Here is a 21,097-nt window from a genome sequence, read left to right as displayed (position 1 = left end):
TTTGGATAATGAACAATAAACGGCATGCGCATCGATTCGTCGTACATCCAGCGTTTGTCAATCAAATCATGTTCACCAAGCATCATTCCTTGGTCACCAGTATATACGATTACGGTATTTTCCCAAAGACCTTCTTTTTTTAGATATTCGAACAATCGAGCCAAATTATCATCCACGCCTTTAACACATCTTAAATATCTTTTTAAGTATTCTTGATAAGCCAAATGAGTAGCGATTGTTCCAGAAACAGTATCCTTCAAAAGCATATTTACATAGTTTCGGTATAAATGTCGGTCTGAAACCGAGCTTCCAATAACCGCACCTAATTTTCCGTTTTTACCAACCGTGGCTTCTGAACCAAAATTGGGTTGAAAATACAAACTCGCTGGTTCTGGAATTTCTACGTCTTTTAAATAATCGGCATATCGTGGAGCGAACTCAAACATATCATGCGGTGCTTTGTAGTGGTGCATGATGAAAAAAGGTTTTGATTTGTCTCTTTTTTGCAAGTAATCCAAAGTGATATCGGTAATCACATCGGTCGAATGACCCACTGATTTCACTTCGTTTTTCATCCATTCTCCTTTTCCTTTTTCGAAAAAAGTAGGGTTGAAATACTTTCCTTGCGAATGCAAAACTTTGTAGTAATCAAAGGCTGAAGGTTCGTTTTTCAAATGCCATTTTCCAATCATCGCTGTGGTATATCCCAGCTTTTTCATTTCCATTGGCAAGTATTCTTTGGCGGGGTCCAATTCGCCATCCAAGTCCAAAACACCATTGGTCTGTGAATACTGACCTGTGATAATACACGCGCGACTAGGCGTACAAATGGAGTTGGTTACAAAAGCATTTTCGAAAAGCATTCCCTCGGCTGCTAATTTATCGATGGTAGGCGTTGGGTTTAATTTTGCCAAACGACTCCCGTAAGCACCAATAGCTTGAGCGGTATGATCATCAGACATGATGTAAATGATGTTGGGCTGTTTGTTGCTAGAACGTTGACTTATAGACAATTGACAAAAAAGGAGTACTGCCAATGTGATTGATAATCCTGTCTTTTTCATGTTTTAAATTTTACTATTTATGAAGATTTCACCTCTTGTCTGTTTTGCGTGAGGGATTACATCACTATACTTTTATTTTTTAGCGGTGTTCTGTGAACTTCGTTTGAAGCGGAAATCCTTTTATGGGGCTTTTTCTGCCCCGTAAAAGATTGTAGCGCATAGCCCGACCCGCGTTTTTCAGCGGGTCACGCCCAAATGCTTTTAAAACTATTTCTTTGGTGTTATTTTGAATGCAAAAGCATAATCACCTACTTTTTCTTTTGGTAATTGAATGTGTAATCCGTCGTTCTCCACCGTGAATTTCATTTTTTTCTTGTTAGCCAAAAATTCAATCGATTCGATACCTTTGGTCAAATACGGACTTCCTTTTTTGAAGGAATGAATTACTAATTTATTGTCGGTTGGCCAATCTAGAACCGTTGCATAAACAACCTCTCCTTTTCTAGTAAAACGAATATCTTTGGCCGTATTATCAGCATTTTTGTCTTCACTCAAATGGCCTTCTTTTACTTCTGCATCGCCTTCGCCGTAGATATCAAAAGTGCGTGTGCCGTAAATAGCTTCTCCATTGGTACGCAACCAATCTCCCATTTGTAGCAAACGTTCTTTGACCGGTTCTGGAATTTCACCATTTGCTTTTGGTGTGATATTCAATAGAACCGCCCCGTTTTTACTCACTACATCTATCAAGAAATCAAGTAAACGATTGGTCGATTTGTAGTTTGGATCAGAAATGTGTGACCATGATTTCCAGTCAATAGAATCATCTGTCAACCACGGGAAATCTTTTTTCTCACTCATTCTTGCTCGTTCCAAATCGAGTACGGCCGTCCCTTCGGCAAAATCATGAAATTTGTAAGTTGAAACTACTTCTTGATTATTTTTCTCCGCATGGTTGTAATAATACTCTAGGAATTCTTTGCGGTAATCTTCACCAATAATGTCCATTTTGTTATCAAACCAAACCATATCTGGGTTGTATTTATTGGTAATCTCCTTCAAACGAGCCAACCATTCTTTGTTAAATTGTTCGTCAGCCAGTGGGTAATAAGATGCCGCTCCTAGTTTTTTTCTATTTGGATTGTCTGGGAAAAGAAAATCTCCTTTTTTAACTTTTGGACCGTACAAACCAGCATATCTTGGGTCTGATGCATCGGTAGTTTCATCCCAAGTTGGGTACCAAGCATACAACCATTGGCGGTGAAAAGTCGCGATAAATTTCATCCCTCTTTTTCTGATTTCTTTAGACAATTCGCCCATGATATCACGCTTAGGTCCCATTTCTTTGGCATCCCATTTGGTCAAATCACTATCCCACATGGCAAAACCATCGGCATGTTCAGAAACGGGTCCGGAGAATTTTGCACCTGATTTTTCAAATAAATCTGCCCAAGCAGCAGCGTCAAACTTTTCAGCCTTAAACATCGGAATGAAATCTTTGTAACCAAATTTATCCAGTGGTCCGTAAGTGTTCACATGATGCGTATAATACTCACTTTCTTTCCCTTTCCTAGCCTCAGGATTGTCCTTATTCACGTACATCCAGTGCGAGTACCATTCGTTTTTATATTCTGGAACCGAGTACGGTCCCCAGTGGCAGTAGATTCCGAACTTAGCATCCAAGAACCATTCAGGTGTTTTGTGTTGCTCCAATGATTTCCAATCGGCTTTGTATTCAATCTTTTTGTCTGCAACTTTATTTTTGGTTGTTTTCTGTTGTGCATTGCAGGATACTAATGCAATAGTCACTAATCCTAAAACAGTATTTTTCATAATATTTTGTAGTTTTTTGGTTGTACAAACATAGGCGAAACGGCTAAGGAAGGCCTTCACATATGTCCATTATAGTAGAACAAAAGTTATATTTTCTTTTTTGCTAATAAAATATGGTCGCACACAAGCACTAAATCACCATTTTGATTGAAAATTTCGACATGTTCGTTTATCTGTCCAAATTCGGGTTTATTTGTAAAGAGTACCTACTTTCTTAAAATAGAAAATTATAGCATTTGCAATGCGGTTTCTATAAACCAAACGTTTATTAAACCCAGAACGGAAGTAGTTTGTGTAGCGATTATTCCTGAATGAAAAACTTTGTCGATTTTAGTTGCAAAAGGTTTATTGTTTTTTAAGCTACAAAATTTATAGTTTTGATTAACCTTATTGGATTGAAAGTATTAGCTCTTAATAATTGCGGCAATTTTATTTTTTAATTGTGGAAGAACAGTAATTGAAAACCATTTATTTTTGGCATGCCAAATATTATTTGTTGGTGAAGGATGTGGTAACGGAAAGTATTTTGGTAAATAACTTTCGAATTGTTGCACCGTTGTAGTTAAATTTTTTTTTGTATTGGTATGCAAATAATAATTTTGCGCCGTTTTTCCCAACAATAAAATTAGCTTTACATTTGGCATCGCCTGTAGTAATTTCTCATGCCATAACGGTGCACATTCTGGACGTGGTAAAAGGTCCCCTGATTTTCCAGTTCCAGGATAACAAAACCCCATAGGAATCAATGCAAAAATAGTAGGGTTGTAAAACGTTTCTTTATCTACGTCTAACCAATTGCGTAAGTTGTCCCCACTTTTATCGTTCCAAGGAATTCCTGTAGTGTGTACAATGCGTCCAGGTGCTTGACCTATAATGATAATTTTACTAAAGTAATTAGCGGCAACGATAGGATTAGCACCCAATGGAAGGTGTTTTTTACAAACTGTACACGCTCTTATTTGTTCCAAAAGTTCTTCCATAAGGGAAATTTAAATGAGGGTATAATCTTTAAATAGTAAGATACTTAATTTATAGGTTTTTATAAACAGAATTAAGTGTAAAATTAAAGGTTGTAGCTCTTTTCTTTTTTAAATAAATGTAAAAATTGATGAATTTAATATTTATGTATGGTCATAAATTGTATATTAGTAAAAAACAAGCTTTTTATAGTTCTAATAAGAGATATGTTAAAACTCTTTGTTAAAAAATGGATTACCAAAATACAGAAGCCAATGTTATATAAGAATTATGATTCAATTTGTTTAAATTATAAATAATATCTTCTGTCTCTTGAAAAATAGTTTTATGAAAAAGGCTTTATTCATTATTCTTTTACTTCTTTCAAATTGTTTATTTGCACAAAGTCAAATAAACAGTTTAGAATTTCAATTACCTAGTAAACAAGGGATTAAGAAAGTTGAAGTGTTAAATAAACTAGCATATGCCTATTGGAATGTTTCACCAGATAAAGGGCTTAAGTATGCAAAAATGGCTTACTCACTTGCACTTAAAGAAAATAGCAAAGAAAATATTGCAAAATCATTGCAAATTATTGGAGTTAATTATTGGGCCAAAAGTGAATTTCAACTAGCATTAAAAAATTATCAAAAATCTTTAAAAATATATGAAGAGATTAACAATCAAAACGGTATATGTTCCTTATTGAGTAATATAGGGATTGTTTATAAAGACTTATCAGACTATAAGAATGCTTTGAAATGTTATTTAAAATCTTTAAAAATTTCAGAAGAAAATGGGTATACACATTCTTACATCAAAATTATTGGTAATATCAGTTCAATATATTTAGCTCAAGAAAATTATTCTAAAGCGCTTGAGTATATTGAAGAAGCTATTGATCTATCTGAAAAAGAAGGTGGTGATAGTTATTTGTCTGCACAGCTTAATACTCTAGGGCAAATTTATGAAGCCCAAGAAGATCATGAAAAAGCGAAAGCAACCTATATCAAAACGCTTGTGCTAAACAAACAAAACAAAAATAATTATGGAACGACAATAAGTTTGTATAATATTGGAAACTCAGAATACCAACTTAAAAATTATAATAGTGCCTTAAAGTATTTTAAAGAATCACATCTATTAAGTGAAAAAATTAATGATCAATTTGGTGTATTACTTGCTAACAAAAGCATAGGACTTATTCATAAAGAACAGCTCAGATTTGGCTCTGCGGATTTATATTATAAAAAAGCATTTAAATTGGCTTTAATATTAGATGCTAAAGAAGAATTACTAGACATTTACAAAATACAATCGGATTTACATAAAGATATTGGTAATTTAGATAAATCGTTAGTTTATCTAGAAAAGTATATTGCATTAAAAGATAGTGTCTATAATAAAAACAGATCGAAACAAATTGCAGAAATGCAAACCAAATACGATAGTGAAAAAAAGGATAAAGAAAATGAATTACTACGAAAAAATAGTCTGATTCAAGAATTAGCTATTGAAAAACAAACAAATCTGAGAAATTCCTTCATATTGATCTCTTTGGTAATATTAGTATTGATTATCATTCTGCTATATCAATTTGTGATTAAGAAAAAGGCAAATCAATTATTGATTCAGAAAAATGATGTTATTTCGAAACAACGTGATGAGCTTAAAGAATCAAACTCAACCAAGGATAAGTTCTTCGGTATTATTTCTCATGATCTTAGAAGTCCTTTTAATAATATTTTAGGAATTACCTCTTTATTAGTTGAAGATTATGATGAGATTGATGACGCTGAGAAAAAGGAATTGATTACTTCATTGAATATATCTTCAAAACTAGCTTTTAATTTACTGACCAACTTGCTTACATGGGCTAGAACACAAACAGGAAGAATAAAAATTAATAAAGAAAGGATTAATCTAAAAATACTTATAGAAATGAGTATCGCTCCTTATTCACGGAGTGCTCTAGAAAAAGATATTCAGATTACAGTAAATATTCCATCAGAAGCTATATTATCAATTGATAAAAATACTGCTATAACTTTTATTAGTAATTTGGTAAATAATGCAATCAAATTTACTCCTCAAGGTGGAAAGGTTACTATTAATTATAAAGAAAATAAGGATACTATTGAACTTCACTTTATTGATAATGGAGTGGGAATTGATTCAAAAGTTATTGAGGAATTATTCAGAATAGATTCAAATATTTCAACTAAAGGAACTAATAATGAAATAGGTACAGGACTTGGACTTATACTTTGTAAAGAATTTATAACTAAAAATGGTGGGAATATCTCAGTAACAAGTGAAGTTGAAAAGGGGACTACGTTTATTGTAACCCTACTTAAAGAAAAATAGTCACGATTAAATCTTGTTAGATGCATGAAAATTTTGGTAATCGGATTTTTTTTGAACATAGGAGAAATTACTGAACATATTAGTTAGAATATATTTAGAAGTATCAACCTAATATAATTGAAATCCATAAAGTTTATCATTTTAAGGAATTCCACTTAATCATTTATAAAGAATTGCGGTTAGCAAACTCATTGATAGTAACGAAGAAATCATGAAAACAACATCATTTGTTGATTTGAGATCAGGATTAAGAAAGCATTTTTTTTTCTGAGCTATTATTGGAAATCTGAGAGGTTGTGATTAGCTTATTTAGTATATTTAATTTCCAAATAATTAAGTTACTTACTACATGAGGGATTGAGGTATTCGGTGACGTTGAAGTCTAAAGCTAGACCCCAACAAGGAAAGAGGCTAAATAGTCAAAAAATGAAATAAGCCCCTTTTTGTATTGGTTATTAAGCATAGAGAGTTAGAATTTTTTTAATTTGTGCTAATGTGGTTTCTTCTTTTATTTTTTCAGATATACATTTCAATAGTTTTGTTTGTTCTTTTGAAGTTAAATACTTCATCTAATCTCAACATCCAAGCTCCAAACATTCTAACTAAGAAAACAAATACCACTAGTACTATTAATAGAATTATAAATTCCATAACAATTTTTTTAAAGTTTTATGCTTCACCTTTTTAGATAAAACAGTTATTTTAAAATTATTGTTTAGGGACATAAGTTTTATTTCCATTGCTATTAATGTAGTATTGACCACCTCGAGAGCCAGTTTGAACATTTTTGTCTGCACTATAATTGCTTGATTCAGTAGAGTAGTCTCTTGGTTTTGTTCCTGCATTTCCGTTGTAAGGATTGTAGTTTCCTTGTGTTGAATAATTATTAGTATTTGTATTGTCTGTGGTTGTTTTGTTATACCCTTGGACATAGGTTCCGTTGCTTTTTGTATAACCACTTATATAGGTTGATGATTGAGCAAATGTTATTGCATTCACAGTAATAAATGCAACAGTAAAAAATAATTTTTTCATAATAAAATAGTTAAAGATGAACACTTACTCTAATCGGTTTTCAGTGTTGCCGTTTGTGTTTTGATTGACTTTATTTTTTGCAAAACTAAAATAAATAATTGGTGCTGTTTTACGGTTTTCCACATACTAAAGCATAATTTTTAATAAAATCTGTATTTTTGCGTGAGGGGGAGGAGCAAGCTACGGAAGTAGCGCGGATCACCCGACAGCAATAAGGAAAGGGGCTTTGTATATACAAAGTGAATTAAGCGCCTTTTCTTATTGGTGGCACGCCCAAATAACTCTCTTGATTTTGGTACGAAAAGTTGTTTTGAAAACCTTATGATATGGCATTCTTAGAACTGAGTATTTTTTTGTACTTTTGCCGAAATTTTATAAATAAAGAACATATATGTTAACAGTTAATAATTTATCGGTTCAGTTTGGAAAACGTATTTTGTTTGATGAAGTGAACACCACTTTTACGCACGGTAATATTTATGGGGTTATTGGCGCCAATGGTGCTGGAAAATCTACTTTTTTGAAAATTATTGCAGGAGAAATGGATCCTACTGCTGGCCATGTACATTTGGAACCAGGAAAAAGGATGTCGGTTCTAAATCAAAATCACAATAAATTTGATGAACATACGGTGCTGGAGACAGTATTGATGGGAAATAAGGTTTTGTATGCCGTTAAGAAGGAAATGGATGAGTTGTACTTGGATTACAACGATAAGAATGCTGATAAAATTGGGGAATTACAAGTGCAATTTGAGGAGATGAACGGTTGGAATGCCGACTCGGATGCTGCTGCAATGTTGTCTAACCTTGGAATTACGGAGGAAAATCATTATACTTTGATGGCCGACTTGGAGGGGAAAATTAAAGTACGTGTGCTTTTGGCGCAGGCTTTATTTGGAAATCCTGATTTGTTGATTATGGATGAGCCTACGAATGATTTGGATTTTGAGACTATTGCTTGGTTGGAGAACTTCTTGGCTAATTATGATAACACAGTAATTGTTGTGTCGCATGACCGTCACTTTTTGGATTCGGTTTGTACACATATATCTGATATCGATTTTAGTAAAATCAACCATTATTCTGGAAACTATACGTTTTGGTATGAGTCTAGCCAATTAGCAGCAAAACAACGTGCGCAACAAAATAAAAAAGCAGAGGAGAAGAAACAAGAGTTGGAGGAGTTTATACGTCGATTTAGTGCGAATGTAGCGAAGTCCAAACAAGCGACTTCTCGTAAAAAAATGATTTCGAAATTAAATATTTCTGAAATTAAACCTTCAAGCCGCCGTTATCCGGCGATTATTTTTGACCAAGACCGTGAAGCGGGAGATCAAATTTTGAACGTTCAGGGATTGAAAGCTATTGTAGATGGTGATTTGCTTTTTGAAGGCGTAGATTTGAATATGAACAAAGGTGATAAAGTGGTTTTATTCTCTAAAGATTCGAGAGCAACGACAGCTTTTTACCAAATTTTGAACAATAACCTCAAAGCTGATGCTGGAACTTATGATTGGGGTGTGACTACAAACCAAGCGTATTTGCCAGGGGAGAATCACAGTTATTTTGAAAATGATTTAACTTTGGTAGATTGGTTGCGTCAATGGGCAAAAACAGAAGAAGAGCGCGATGAAGTTTTCATTAGAGGTTTCTTGGGGAAAATGATTTTCTCTGGAGAGGAAGCTTTGAAAACGAGTCGAGTGTTGTCTGGTGGAGAAAAAGTACGTTGTATGTTGTCTCGTATGATGATGGAACGTGCAAATGTATTGATGTTGGACGAACCTACTAATCACTTGGATTTGGAATCGATTACTGCTTTTAACAACTCATTGAAGAACTATAAAGGTTCGATTCTTTTTACCACGCATGATCACGAGTTTGCACAAACTGTTGGTAACAGAATTGTAGAACTGACTCCAAAAGGTGCAATTGACCGTTATATGACGTTTGACGAATATTTGGATGATGAAAAAGTACAGGAATTAAGAGTGAAAATGTATTCTTAAAAAAGATAAGGTTGAAATGGTTTTGTTATCGTAAAATCAAATCTTTAAACAGATAATTATAGATATAGCCCTAAGCATTTGCTTAGGGCTTTTTTTTGCGAATGTCTTATTTTTTGCCGAACATTTTGAATATTAACCAAAGGACAACAACTATAACTGCAACGACAAGAAAGATTCCGAATCCCATTCCGGCTTTAAAAATACTTCCGATTGCCTCACAACTTGTGAAAAGAGATAGGATTACAAAAAGAGTAGCGATTTTTAGGGAAAAATTTTTCATGATAAATATTTTTTTGAGGTTTTTAATTTTTATAAAATTAGTCAGAGTATACAGTTGGATTGTTATAGAATTTTTAAGAAAAGTTATGATATTATCGGTTTTTATGGTGGCGTATGTTTTGACTATAAATATTTATGGTGGTAAGGATGGTTTATTATTTATTTCCTAAATCCTATTTTGTATCTTTGTTGCACAAACACTACAATTACTATGACTCAAAAAGTATTGCTCACTTCTAAGGAAGTCAATATCATTCTGCATCGTTTGGCTTGTCAACTCATTGAGAATCACTTAGATTTTTCGGATACTATATTGGTCGGGATTCAACCTAGAGGGACCTACCTAGCCGAACGCCTTAAATCGTTGCTGGAAACAGAATATCACACGCCTGAGATTCAATTAGGTTACTTGGATATTACGTTTTTTAGAGATGATTTTCGTAGAACTGAGAAACCATTGGAGGCCAATAAAACCAAAATCAATTTTATTGTCGAAAATAAAAAGGTCATTTTTATAGATGATGTATTGTTTACAGGTAGAAGCATTCGTGCGGCATTGACTGCAATCCAGTCCTTTGGTCGTCCGTCTGCGATTGAATTGTTGGTTTTGATTGATAGGCGTTTCAGTCGCAATTTACCAATTCAGCCTGATTATAGAGGGCGTCAAGTTGACGCGATTAATGGCGAAAAAGTTAAAGTAAACTGGGAAGAGAATGACGGCGAGGATTCGGTTTGTTTGATTACAACCTAAAAAAAGGCCTCATAAAACTCATAATTTAAGGATATAAAAAAATGAAAGAATTAAGCGTAAATCATTTATTAGGAATCAAGTACATTAATAAGAATGATATTGATCTAATATTTGAAACAGCCGATCATTTTAAAGAAGTTATCAATCGCCCAATCAAAAAGGTGCCATCGTTACGTGACATCACGATTGCCAATATATTTTTTGAAAATAGTACCCGTACCAAACTTTCGTTTGAGCTGGCTCAAAAACGTTTGTCTGCCGATGTGATTAGTTTCTCAGCGGCACAATCCTCTGTCAAAAAAGGAGAAACATTGATTGATACAGTCAACAATATTCTCTCGATGAAAGTAGACATGGTGGTGATGCGTCATGCAACTCCAGGAGCGGCTTATTTTTTGTCTAAAAATGTAAAAGCAAGTATTATTAATGCTGGTGATGGAGCACATGAACATCCTACACAAGCTTTATTGGACAGTTATTCTATACGAGAAAAACTAGGTGATGTTGCAGGAAAAAAAGTGGTTATTGTAGGCGATATTTTGCACTCTAGAGTGGCACTTTCGAATATTTATGCACTGCAAATGCAAGGTGCTGAGGTTAAAGTATGTGGCCCCAAAACATTAATTCCAAAACATATTGAATCACTAGGAGTGACGGTTGAACCCAATTTACGCAAAGCATTGGAATGGTGTGATGTTGCAAATATGTTGCGCGTACAAAATGAAAGAATGGATGTGAACTTTTTTCCATCTACTCGTGAATATGCACAGCAATACGGAGTAGATAAAGCATTACTAGATTCATTAAAGAAAGAAATTGTAATCATGCATCCGGGACCTATTAATAGGGGAGTAGAAATTACGTCAGATGTAGCAGATTCACAACAGTCAGTTATTTTGAATCAGGTCGAAAATGGTGTTGCTATTCGTATGGCAGTCATTTATCTTTTGGCATCGAAAATTCAATAATAACGCGTATATTAGTTCAAAATCCAACTTTAAACAAATCAGATGAAAGTAGATCAAAAAGGACATACCATTACTATAAAAGAAACGCAGGCAGATTTTACTGCATTCTTGATGAAAGTTACACATCAATACAAATCGTACGAAGAGCACAATTTGATTATTGATCTCTTACCAAATAAAGAAGTAACTATCGAAGATATAAAATTGCTTAAGCCCTTATCTAAGCAGCACAAAAAAGCAAAGAAATCTTTTATTATCGTTGCCGATGGTATTGATTTTAATGCGGTTTCGACCAAATTAACAGTTGTTCCAACTTTGCTAGAAGCAAATGATATTATTGGTATGGAAGAAATTGAAAGAGATTTAGGGTTTTGAGAATCCATTTAAATGGATTTGTAGACAAAAAAAAATAATAAAAAATTGAGTTTTTTAAGTTGTATTGCTTCTTAATTTTATATTGATTAAAATCTAGCTTTATACAGTTCAAAGTGCAATTTATTTAATGTGAAAATAGCCTTGGGTAGTATGAGAAGATACTATTGTTTATTGTACGGCTATTAATATGAGCTTTAACGATAATAGAACTGGCAAAGGGTTCTGTGTTTTTCTAAATAAAATAATGAAATTAACCATACTAGGTTGTTATGCAGCCACACCAAGAACTTTTACAAATCCTACAGCACAGGTATTAGAGGTCAAAAATCGACTTTTTTTAATTGATTGTGGCGAAGGTACACAAGTGCAACTGCGAAAGAATAAAATTAAATTTTCCAAAATCAATCATATTTTTATTTCTCATTTGCATGGTGATCATTTTTTTGGTTTAATAGGATTGATTTCGACTTTCAGTTTATTGGGACGAACTACAGATTTACATATTTATGGCCCGAAAGGAATCAAGGAAATTTCGCTTTTGCAATTAAAACTTTCGAATTCATGGACGAACTACAATTTGTTTTTCCACGAATTGGAGTCTAAGGAAAGTGTAGTGATTTTTGAAGATGACAAAGTAGTAGTGAAAACGATACCATTGCAACATCGAGTGTACACAAATGGCTTTTTATTCGAAGAAAAAATAGACAAACGAAAACTAAATGTTACCGCAGTTGAAAGTTATTCTATTGATACTTGTTTCTATCAAAATATAAAAAACGGCAAAGATATTACACTTGAAAACGGTGAAATTATATCGAATGGTAAGTTAACATTCGATCCAGAGCCACCAATGCGTTATGCTTTTTGTTCGGATACAGTCTATAATGAGGCTGTTATTCCTGTGATAGATGGGGTAGATGTTTTGTATCATGAATCGACCTTTTTGGAGTCTGAGAAAAAATTAGCAGGTAAAACAATGCACTCTACAGCAATCGAAGCTGCAACAATAGCTAAGAAAGCCAATGTTAAAAAGTTAATACTAGGACATTATTCTACCCGATACGAACTGATTGATTACTTTCAAAAAGAAGCGCAAACCGTTTTTGAAAATGTACTTTTGGGAGATGATGGCAAAAGTTTTGATTTATAAATCCAATAAAATAGAAACAAATTGGAGTAATCTTATTTGTAATAGTTGTAGTAATTCTGGCCAAGAGTTTCTGCCACGAAAAAAAGTAAAAATTATGAATGATTTAAGTAATTACAGAAAGTCTTATGAAAAGAGTGAATTATTAGAAACTACTATTCCAGAAGATCCTATTAATTTGTTCAAAAGATGGTTTCACGAAATTGAAGATTTTGGGGGGACTGAAGAAGTAAATGCCATGACAGTTTCTACTTTTGGCTTGGATGGCTTTCCAAAAGCAAGAGTAGTATTGCTAAAGAAATTTTCTGAAGAAGGGTTTGTTTTTTATACGAATTACAACTCAGAAAAAGGAAAAGCAATAGTTGAGAACCCAAAAGTATGTTTGTCATTCTTTTGGCATTCTATGGAGCGACAAGTCATCATAAAAGGAATTGCAAGTAAGGTTGCAGATAATATTTCCGATAATTATTTCGATTCAAGACCAGATGGAAGTAAGTTGGGAGCTTTAGTTTCTGATCAAAGTCAAGTGATTCCATCACGAGAATATTTAGAAAATGCTTTAAAAAACTTGGAAGTATCTTTTGAAAATAAAGAAATTCCACGTCCACAGCATTGGGGAGGTTTTATTGTAAATCCAATTGAAGTAGAATTTTGGCAAGGAAGACCCAATCGTTTGCATGATCGTATCCGTTATAGCATACAGGAGGATTATTCTTGGAAAACTGAGCGTATGGCTCCTTAAATAGATTCATTTTTATAGTGTTTAAAGAGGCTATTTCATTATTATGAAGTAGCCTCTTTGTATTTTTAGTCTCTTTTTTATCTTGGGTAGGAAATGATTATATTTTTTATTTTTAATATTTTAATGAATTCTTTACTAATTAAAATAATTGTATTTGTAAGTTTAAGTATATAAATAATACTTGATATATGTAGTTAGTCGATTTTATTGTGTTTTTAAACGTTATTTATGTTAAGTTTGAGATAATATTAAGAAACAGTACTATTATCCAATAATTATCATATTAAAGTTTTTGCCCCACATCTACTTTAAACTTAATTTACTAACATTATGAAAAGAAATCTACTTCGTATCGCTTTTGTAGCGACTGTAATCTTTACAATGAATTCTTGCTCTTCTAACTCTGAAGAAGTTACAGATAATAGTTCAAATTCAACTAGTCTTACAGCTAAAGCAGTTAGTTATAATTATACTGAAACGGAATTACTAACGATGGACTTGATCAACGACTATAGAGTTAGTGTTGGTTTGAATACATTAGAAAAAATAAATTATATTTCTGTCAAGTCGGAAGTTCATGATGAATATATGATTACAAACAAAGTGGTTAATCATGATGATTTTGTAGCGCGTTCAGAAGATATTATGAATGTTTTGGATGCTAAAAAAGTAGGTGAAAATGTAGCTTATAATTTTAATACACCAGAGTCTGTGGTTGCTGCTTGGTTACATAGTCCAGGACATAAAGCAAATATCGTTGGGAATTACACACATTTTGGTATCGCTATAAAATCAGATCCAATAACGGGTGAAAAATATTTCACTAATATTTTTGCAAAAATTTAATCTCATTTTTTATTTTATTATTACATTTATTTTGGTTAATAGGTTGATAAAATCATTAAATTTTTTCAACCTATTTTTTATTTAGTAACTCTCTTTTATTTTAGTATCGTCATCAATAAAATAATCTATTTAGAATTATTTCTATTACCCTAAAGGACAACTGATTATTTCAGAAACTCAATTTCTTTCTTTAGACTTTCTTCTTTATTACTATTTTGTAATAGTATTGAATATTTTAGTAACCTATAATATAAAAATTAACTAATTTATATAAGTTTTAACTTATTATTTTACTTATAAAATGTATTTCATCGAGTTTTTTGTCTTTTTAAAGGTGTTTTTTAAATGTTTGTCTTATATTTGGAATAACAAAAGATATTATTCTAATCGTTTTAAAGTTTTTGCCCCACATCTACTTTGAATTTAATCTACTAACATTATGATAACAAATCTAAACCGTATCGCTTTACTAATAACAGTAATCTTCACTTTGAATTCTTGTTCTTCCGACTCATCTGAAGTAGTTAATAATACCACAACTACCGCTCTTACAGCGAAAGTTGTAGAATATAATTATAATGATATAGAGTTAGCTACAATGAGGTTAATTAATGAATATAGAGTAAGTGTTGGTTTGAATTCTTTAGAACAAATTAATCATATTTCTTATAAATCAGAAGAACATGATAATTATATGATTGCAAATAATGTGGTTAATCATAATAATTTTGTTACTCGTTCAGAAGATATCATGAAAGTATTGGATGCGAAGAAAGTTGGTGAAAATGTAGCATACAATTTTAATACTCCTGAATCTGTTGTGGCTGCATGGTTGGATAGTCCAGGACACAAAGCAAATATTGTAGGTAACTATACTCACTTTGGTATTGCAATTAAATCAGACCCAGAAACAGGTAAAAAATATTATACAAATATTTTTGCGAAAATATAATTTGATTTTAGTTAGTTTTTTAAGGCTCTATTTTATAGAGCCTTTTTTTTATCCAATTTTTTAATAGATTTTGGCTGAAAATAGTTTTTTATTAAATCATATATAATTTAGCTCTTTTTGTTTATAATATTATTTTTGTCTAGTTTCATTCCTTCATATTCTATTTCTATTATTTTTCTTTACAAACAGTAAAAAGGTAATAAATCGAGCTAATAAAGATTTTTATAAAGCTAAACTAGTTGTATTGTTTTTAAATAAATATTGTATCTTTCTCTTTCTGAATTTAATTAGATCAATATGAAAAATTTAATATTAATACGACATGGTAAATCTAATTGGGATGTTCCATTTAAGGATATTGATAGGCCATTGGATAAAAAAGGAATGCAAGATGCACATTTAGTTTCGTCGAAGATAGCAAGTTATATTCCAAAAACCTTTATAATATGGAGTAGTGTTGCAAAACGTGCTGCGGATACAGCCTTAATTTTTGTGCAAAATTTATTGGTTCCAATTGAAAGTATAGTATTCATGAAGGATTTATATACTTTTGATAGTGGTCAATTAGAACATATGATTAAATCTTGTGATAATTCGTTCGAAAGTCTAATTCTTTTTGGTCATAATGGTGCTATTACAGATTTTGTTAATAAATTTGGTGATGTATTCGTAGAGAATGTCCCTACTGCTGGATTTGTATCCTTACAATTTGATACGGATAGTTGGAAAAATATTGACAAGGGGCAAGTGAAAAAAATAATAACTCCAAAAGATTTAAAGAAATAAAGTGTTAGTAAATAAATATATAGATAGAGAAAAAAGTTGGTTAGCTTTTAACGCTAGAGTGTTACAGGAAGCCGCAGATACATCAGTACCTCTTTTAGAAAGATTACGTTTTTTGGGGATTTTCTCTAATAATTTAGATGAATTTTTCAGGGTTCGTTTTGCTGCTATAAGACGATTGAGTAATTCTGGCAAAACCGGTGAAAAGATTCTAGGAGGTATTTCGGCTCAACAATTAATTAAGGATATTAATGAAATTGTAATTCGTCATCAAACCGAGAGTTTAAGTATTTTCAAAGAAATAGAAACGGAATTGGAAGAGCAAGGAGTTTCTATTATCAATGAAGATGAAATTTCTGTAGAACAAGAGGTTTTTCTAAAAGATTTTTTTATTCAGAAATTAAGTCCTGAATTGGTTACTATCATATTAAATGATTTGGCTGAATTTCCTTTATTGAAAGATAACATGGGCTATTTAGCAATCAAATTGGTTATGAATAGTCAAGAAGTACGTTATGCTATTATTGAAATTCCCAAGACCATCAATCGATTCTTGGTTTTGCCTTCTGAAGATGAAAAACAATATGTGATACTTATTGATGATGTTATTCGTCATAATTTAAAAAGTATTTTCAATATTTTTGATTACCAAAGTGTTACCGCTCACATGATTAAAATCAGCCGTGATGCACAGTTGGAAATAGATAGTGACTTGAGCAAAAGTATGCTCGAGAAAATTTCTACAAGTGTAAAAGACAGAAGAATTGGAGAGCCTGTTCGATTTATTTATGATCAAACAATAGAAAGAGATACACTTCTTTTTTTCTTAGAAAAAATGAAAATTGTCTCTACAGATAGTATTATTCCTGGGGGTAGGTATCATAACCGTAGGGATTATATGGATTTTCCCAGCTTAGGTCGAAATGATTTATTGTATAAAACCAATCCACCGTTACCTATACCTGGCTTGAGTATAGAGGGTAGTTTATTGCAGAAAATAAGTGATAGAGATTTCTTGGTTAATGCACCATACCAATCTTTTTCTTATATCACACGGTTTTTGAGGGAAGCAGCTTTGGATCCAAAAGTTACTTCAATAAAAATCACTTTATACCGATTGGCAAAAAATTCACAAATTATTAGCTCATTAATAAATGCTGCCAAGAACGGAAAAAAAGTGACCGTTCAAATCGAATTGCAAGCACGTTTTGATGAAGCCTCTAATATCTCGTATGCAGAGCAAATGCAAACGGAAGGTATTCATCTTATTTTTGGTATAAAAGGATTGAAAGTACATAGTAAAATATGTGTTATTGAACGTACAGAAAAAGAAAAAACCAAGCGTTATGGATTTCTTTCAACCGGAAATTTCAATGAGGCCACAGCCAAAGTATATACCGATGTAACATTATTGACTAGCCATCAACAAATATTAAAAGACGTAAGTAAAATATTTGAGTTTTTTGATATTAATTACCGTGTCCATCGTTATAAACATTTAATTGTGTCACCGCATTATACACGCGCAAGATTTTATAAATTAATTGATAGAGAAATTCTTCATGCACTAGCTGGAAGAAAGGCTTACATGAAATTAAAAATGAATAGTTTGTCTGATTATGCTATGATTGATAAATTGTATGCAGCAAGCAAAGCAGGTGTTAAAATTAAATTGGAAGTTCGTGGGATTTGTTCCTTAATACCTGGTGTGAAAGGACTAAGTGAAAATATCGAAGCTATAAGTATAGTAGATAACTATCTAGAACATTCTCGAATTTACATTTTTGGAAATGCAGGTGTACCGGATGTATTTATTTCTTCAGCAGATTTTATGACTCGAAATTTAGACGGAAGGGTAGAAGTGACCTGTCCAATATATGATGAAGATATTAAGAATGAACTGATCGATAATTTTGATTTAGGATGGAAAGGGAATGTAAAAGCACGCTATCATTCAGACAAATTAGACAATAAATATCGTGAACGAGATGGAGCACCCATTTTTAGAGCACAATTAGAAACCTATAAGTATTACCAGAATAAAGTACATTTGTTAGGTAAGACAGAACAAAAATAACTAGATGATTACAATAAAGAAATATGCTGCGATTGATATTGGTTCTAATGCCATGCGTCTTTTGGTAGTCAATATCGTAGAACAAGAAGGAAAAGAACCTCAGTTTAATAAAAGTGCTTTGGTGCGTGTACCCATACGTTTGGGGCAAGATGCATTTACAGTAGGTGAGATATCAGAGGAAAATATCTTACGTATGTGTGATGCTATGAAAGCTTTTAACCTTTTAATGAAGGTGCATAAAGTAGAATCTTATCGTGCTTTTGCTACCTCAGCGATGAGAGAGGCTTATAATGGAAAAGAAGTAGCTGCATTAATTAAGAAAAAAGCAGATCTAAAAATTGAAATTATTGATGGTAAAAAAGAAGCTGCAATTATAGCTTCTACTGATCTTATGCATTTATTAGAAAAAGACCAAAATTATCTTTTTGTTGATGTAGGAGGTGGTAGTACTGAATTTACACTTTTTTCTAATGGAAAGATTATTAGTTCAAGATCTTTCAAAGCAGGAACAGTTCGGTTATTAAACAACATGGTTTGTGATGTTGTATGGAGTGAAATTGAAAAGTGGATTAAAACTAATACAGAAGAATTTGACGATATAGCGCTAATTGGTTCTGGAGGAAACATCAATAAAGTATTCAAAATGTCTGGTAAAACACAAGAAAAACCATTATCATATATTTATATGAATTCTCAATATAATTTTTTGAATTCATTGACCTATGAGCAACGTATTTCTGAATTAGGTTTAAATCCCGATCGTGCAGATGTAATTATTCCTGCTGTTCGTATTTACCTAAACGCTATGAAATGGAGTGGCGCAAGACAGATTTATGTTCCAAAAATAGGATTGTCTGACGGAATTGTCAAGGCAATGTACTATGGAAATATTTAAAAAAAAATAAGGCTATTTCAATCTAAAGAAATAGCCTTATTTTTTACACTAATTGAACAGATAATACTAGTATTTAGAAATATTAATTGCTGTAAATAAGAGGTAAACTACACCAAGGTAGGTTATAATTTATTGGAATGATTCGTAGAATACCATTCATATTATTCTAAATTGCTTTTTTACAATCATATAAATTTAAAAAACAACAATTGCAACTTAAAATCCCTATCAATACTTGATGAATAATTTCATGAATTTCTATTTGTATAAAATAGTCTTGGGTTTTGATAATTCAAAATTTTGAAAACCAAAATCGGTAGTTTGTATGGAATTTGTTTGGAATATAGAATTCCCTACTAATGGGATTGTAGGATAATACGAGATAGACAATTGAAAAGAACTGAAAACCAAATAGTCATTACTAATAATAGCTCCAATTCCGATTTTTGAATACACTTTATTATTAGGGAAATTATTCTTAACATTCCCCAACATCGCTACCGAATAATTAAAATACGGATTCAATCGAAAGCCCCAAACACTTTTTGGCGAATAGGTTTGTGTTTGCAATGTTAATAATAGCTTATCAGAACCATAAATTGGGCTATTAAATCCCCTAAGCCCATACTCCTCATTTATTGTAAGTTGGTCTCCCAATGAATTTTGACGGTTGTTGCCTAGTATCATTACAGGTTTGATAAATTGCCTTATTTTCCATTTACCAATTTCGAGCAAATTGGTAAAATAGTTAACTTGTAGAGAAAAAGTAGTTTGTTCTGTTATAGCATGATTAAAAAAGCTTCCTAATTCTATATTGGTGCTCAAATAACCCCATTTAAAATATTTTCCTAATGCAAATTGACTTCCTAGATAAGGTCTCCAAGTTTGATTTTTATATTGGTATCCCCCTGTAAGTCCATAAATTTGACCGATGGGTACATCCTCAGTAATTCCGTATTTAAAAATGTATTTATCCACAATAAAACGTCGTGTATTGAATCCGATTCCCATTAAAAACAGTTTTTCATTATTGTAAAAAGCATCAGGATCGAAGGTTACACTTGGTCTTTCGATATAATTTCTATTATAATAACGACCTGCCAAAATAATATTGGAGGTTTTGTAGTTTGCAGAATCCTTTATGAAAATAGGAAATGCTTTGCCCAACCAAAAATCATGAGTACTGTATTTGAAGTTAATTGTTTTGTATTCTGCACTATCGTCTTGTAAGCTATCTTGCCGAAAGAGTTGTCCTAAATAAATTCCTCCTGCCCATTTGGTCAGAGATGAGTAAAAAGGTCGCTCAATTAAAATACTTTTATCATAAAAATTATCGAGATCTTTGTTATAGGTTAGAACTGCTTTTGTAAAACTATTTTTGATATTCGGGACAGTGTAAGAGATGTTATGTGCATCTTTTCCATCAGAAAATCTATTCGTAAATCGATAATACAACTGTTGACCAGTACCGAGAAAATTTCGTTCATTAACTCCTAATGACATTCGTGAGCTTGAAATTTGAAATTCGGGTACCAAACTCCAGGAGTCCAAAACACGTACATATACATCGACAGAATCTTTCCCTATATTTTTTTCGGTTATAGTTACTCGATTGGCAAACCGTTGTGCACGAATAAGACGCTCAGATTCATAAATAACCATATCATTGTACGGCATATTCTTCTTGAATAATAAAACATTTTGAATAGCAAACTTTTTAGATTTCAGGTGCAAATCATTTCCAATGCGTTCTTCCCATTTTGTTGGTTTTCGGAGCGTATCGCTATCCGAATAACCAAAAGGGTCCAAAGTTGTAATATTGATTTTTCTAATTATTTTTCCATTATACTTTTTGTGATTGATTTGGTTTATGGTCTGTGGTTTATTGGGCTTAGAGTCAATTGGTTCGAAAACCATTCTATGCAAAAAAGAGGTAAATTTACTTTTGGTTGAATACGTCTGTATTTTTTTGTACATAGCAATACTGTCTTTATTCTGTTCCTTAACTTGTGCAGTAGAAACTGAAAAAAACAATAAAAAGAGTAGTGAAGTATAGGTTTTTTGACGTAGGAGCATTG

General features: G+C 32.2%; 19 protein-coding genes. 12 read left to right on the top strand and 7 right to left on the bottom strand.

The window, feature by feature from the left end; all coding sequences use genetic code 11:
• The 3 genes from M2326_RS03790 to M2326_RS03780 all read right to left on the bottom strand — a co-directional run.
• Positions 1-1,064, bottom strand: a 1,064-nt coding sequence (locus tag M2326_RS03790; protein ID WP_264618219.1) for a sulfatase-like hydrolase/transferase, incomplete at its 3' end; no start/stop codon positions are given.
• A gap of 207 nt (positions 1,065-1,271) precedes the next feature.
• Positions 1,272-2,837, bottom strand: a complete 1,566-nt coding sequence (locus tag M2326_RS03785) for an alpha-L-fucosidase (protein ID WP_264618218.1) — start codon at positions 2,835-2,837, stop codon at positions 1,272-1,274.
• Between the two features lie 404 nt (positions 2,838-3,241).
• Positions 3,242-3,817 carry a uracil-DNA glycosylase family protein gene (locus tag M2326_RS03780; RefSeq protein ID WP_264618217.1) on the bottom strand — a complete coding sequence of 192 codons (576 nt, stop codon included), beginning with the start codon at positions 3,815-3,817 and terminating at the stop codon, positions 3,242-3,244.
• A gap of 325 nt (positions 3,818-4,142) precedes the next feature.
• On the opposite strand from M2326_RS03780, the gene M2326_RS03775 reads away from it, so the two are divergent.
• Positions 4,143-6,161: a tetratricopeptide repeat-containing sensor histidine kinase gene (locus tag M2326_RS03775; RefSeq protein WP_264618216.1), complete on the top strand. Its 2,019-nt coding sequence runs from the start codon at positions 4,143-4,145 to the stop codon at positions 6,159-6,161.
• Between the two features lie 516 nt (positions 6,162-6,677).
• Here M2326_RS03775 and M2326_RS03770 read toward each other — a convergent pair.
• Complete coding sequence (locus M2326_RS03770) at positions 6,678-6,812, bottom strand: hypothetical protein (RefSeq protein ID WP_264618215.1); 135 nt, start codon at positions 6,810-6,812, stop codon at positions 6,678-6,680.
• Positions 6,813-6,869: 57 nt separating this feature from the next.
• Positions 6,870-7,196, bottom strand: a complete 327-nt coding sequence (locus tag M2326_RS03765; protein WP_264618214.1) for a hypothetical protein — start codon at positions 7,194-7,196, stop codon at positions 6,870-6,872.
• A gap of 391 nt (positions 7,197-7,587) precedes the next feature.
• Between M2326_RS03765 and M2326_RS03760 the strand changes: the two genes are divergently transcribed.
• The gene (locus M2326_RS03760) at positions 7,588-9,204 is read left to right on the top strand and encodes an ABC-F family ATP-binding cassette domain-containing protein (RefSeq protein ID WP_264618213.1); all 1,617 of its coding nucleotides are present in this window, start codon (positions 7,588-7,590) and stop codon (positions 9,202-9,204) included.
• Between the two features lie 106 nt (positions 9,205-9,310).
• On the opposite strand, the gene M2326_RS03755 is transcribed toward M2326_RS03760, so the two are convergent.
• Complete coding sequence (locus tag M2326_RS03755) at positions 9,311-9,484, bottom strand: hypothetical protein (protein WP_264618212.1); 174 nt, start codon at positions 9,482-9,484, stop codon at positions 9,311-9,313.
• A 210-nt stretch (positions 9,485-9,694) separates the two neighbouring features.
• Between M2326_RS03755 and pyrR the strand changes: the two genes are divergently transcribed.
• The 10 genes from pyrR (at position 9,695) to M2326_RS03705 (ending at position 19,019) form a co-directional block, all read left to right on the top strand.
• Positions 9,695-10,234: a bifunctional pyr operon transcriptional regulator/uracil phosphoribosyltransferase PyrR gene (pyrR, locus tag M2326_RS03750; protein WP_264618211.1), complete on the top strand. Its 540-nt coding sequence runs from the start codon at positions 9,695-9,697 to the stop codon at positions 10,232-10,234.
• A 41-nt stretch (positions 10,235-10,275) separates the two neighbouring features.
• Positions 10,276-11,202 carry an aspartate carbamoyltransferase catalytic subunit gene (locus M2326_RS03745; protein WP_264618210.1) on the top strand — a complete coding sequence of 309 codons (927 nt, stop codon included), beginning with the start codon at positions 10,276-10,278 and terminating at the stop codon, positions 11,200-11,202.
• A 42-nt stretch (positions 11,203-11,244) separates the two neighbouring features.
• On the top strand, positions 11,245-11,577 hold the full coding sequence (locus M2326_RS03740) for a ribonuclease Z (RefSeq protein WP_264618209.1): 333 nt from the start codon (positions 11,245-11,247) through the stop codon (positions 11,575-11,577).
• A gap of 244 nt (positions 11,578-11,821) precedes the next feature.
• Positions 11,822-12,727 carry a ribonuclease Z gene (locus M2326_RS03735; RefSeq protein WP_264618208.1) on the top strand — a complete coding sequence of 302 codons (906 nt, stop codon included), beginning with the start codon at positions 11,822-11,824 and terminating at the stop codon, positions 12,725-12,727.
• A 94-nt stretch (positions 12,728-12,821) separates the two neighbouring features.
• Positions 12,822-13,466: a pyridoxamine 5'-phosphate oxidase gene (pdxH, locus tag M2326_RS03730; RefSeq protein ID WP_264618207.1), complete on the top strand. Its 645-nt coding sequence runs from the start codon at positions 12,822-12,824 to the stop codon at positions 13,464-13,466.
• A 330-nt stretch (positions 13,467-13,796) separates the two neighbouring features.
• Positions 13,797-14,312 (top strand): CAP domain-containing protein, encoded by a 516-nt coding sequence (locus tag M2326_RS03725; protein WP_264618206.1) that lies wholly within the window; start codon positions 13,797-13,799, stop codon positions 14,310-14,312.
• Positions 14,313-14,751: 439 nt separating this feature from the next.
• Positions 14,752-15,264 carry a CAP domain-containing protein gene (locus tag M2326_RS03720; RefSeq protein ID WP_264618205.1) on the top strand — a complete coding sequence of 171 codons (513 nt, stop codon included), beginning with the start codon at positions 14,752-14,754 and terminating at the stop codon, positions 15,262-15,264.
• A gap of 297 nt (positions 15,265-15,561) precedes the next feature.
• Entirely contained in the window at positions 15,562-16,050 is a 489-nt protein-coding gene (locus tag M2326_RS03715; protein WP_264618204.1) for a SixA phosphatase family protein, read from the top strand.
• A 1-nt stretch (position 16,051) separates the two neighbouring features.
• Positions 16,052-18,124: a polyphosphate kinase 1 gene (gene ppk1, locus M2326_RS03710; RefSeq protein WP_264618203.1), complete on the top strand. Its 2,073-nt coding sequence runs from the start codon at positions 16,052-16,054 to the stop codon at positions 18,122-18,124.
• Positions 18,125-18,128: 4 nt separating this feature from the next.
• Entirely contained in the window at positions 18,129-19,019 is an 891-nt protein-coding gene (locus M2326_RS03705; protein WP_264618202.1) for a Ppx/GppA phosphatase family protein, read from the top strand.
• A 258-nt stretch (positions 19,020-19,277) separates the two neighbouring features.
• On the opposite strand, the gene M2326_RS03700 is transcribed toward M2326_RS03705, so the two are convergent.
• Complete coding sequence (locus M2326_RS03700) at positions 19,278-21,095, bottom strand: BamA/TamA family outer membrane protein (RefSeq protein ID WP_264618201.1); 1,818 nt, start codon at positions 21,093-21,095, stop codon at positions 19,278-19,280.
• Positions 21,096-21,097 lie beyond the last annotated feature (2 nt).

This window comes from Flavobacterium psychraerolatum, from assembly GCF_025960985.1.
GTDB lineage: Bacteria > Bacteroidota > Bacteroidia > Flavobacteriales > Flavobacteriaceae > Flavobacterium.
The sequence above is the reverse complement of the archived record's forward strand: the minus strand, read 5'-3'. Positions and strand labels throughout refer to the sequence as shown.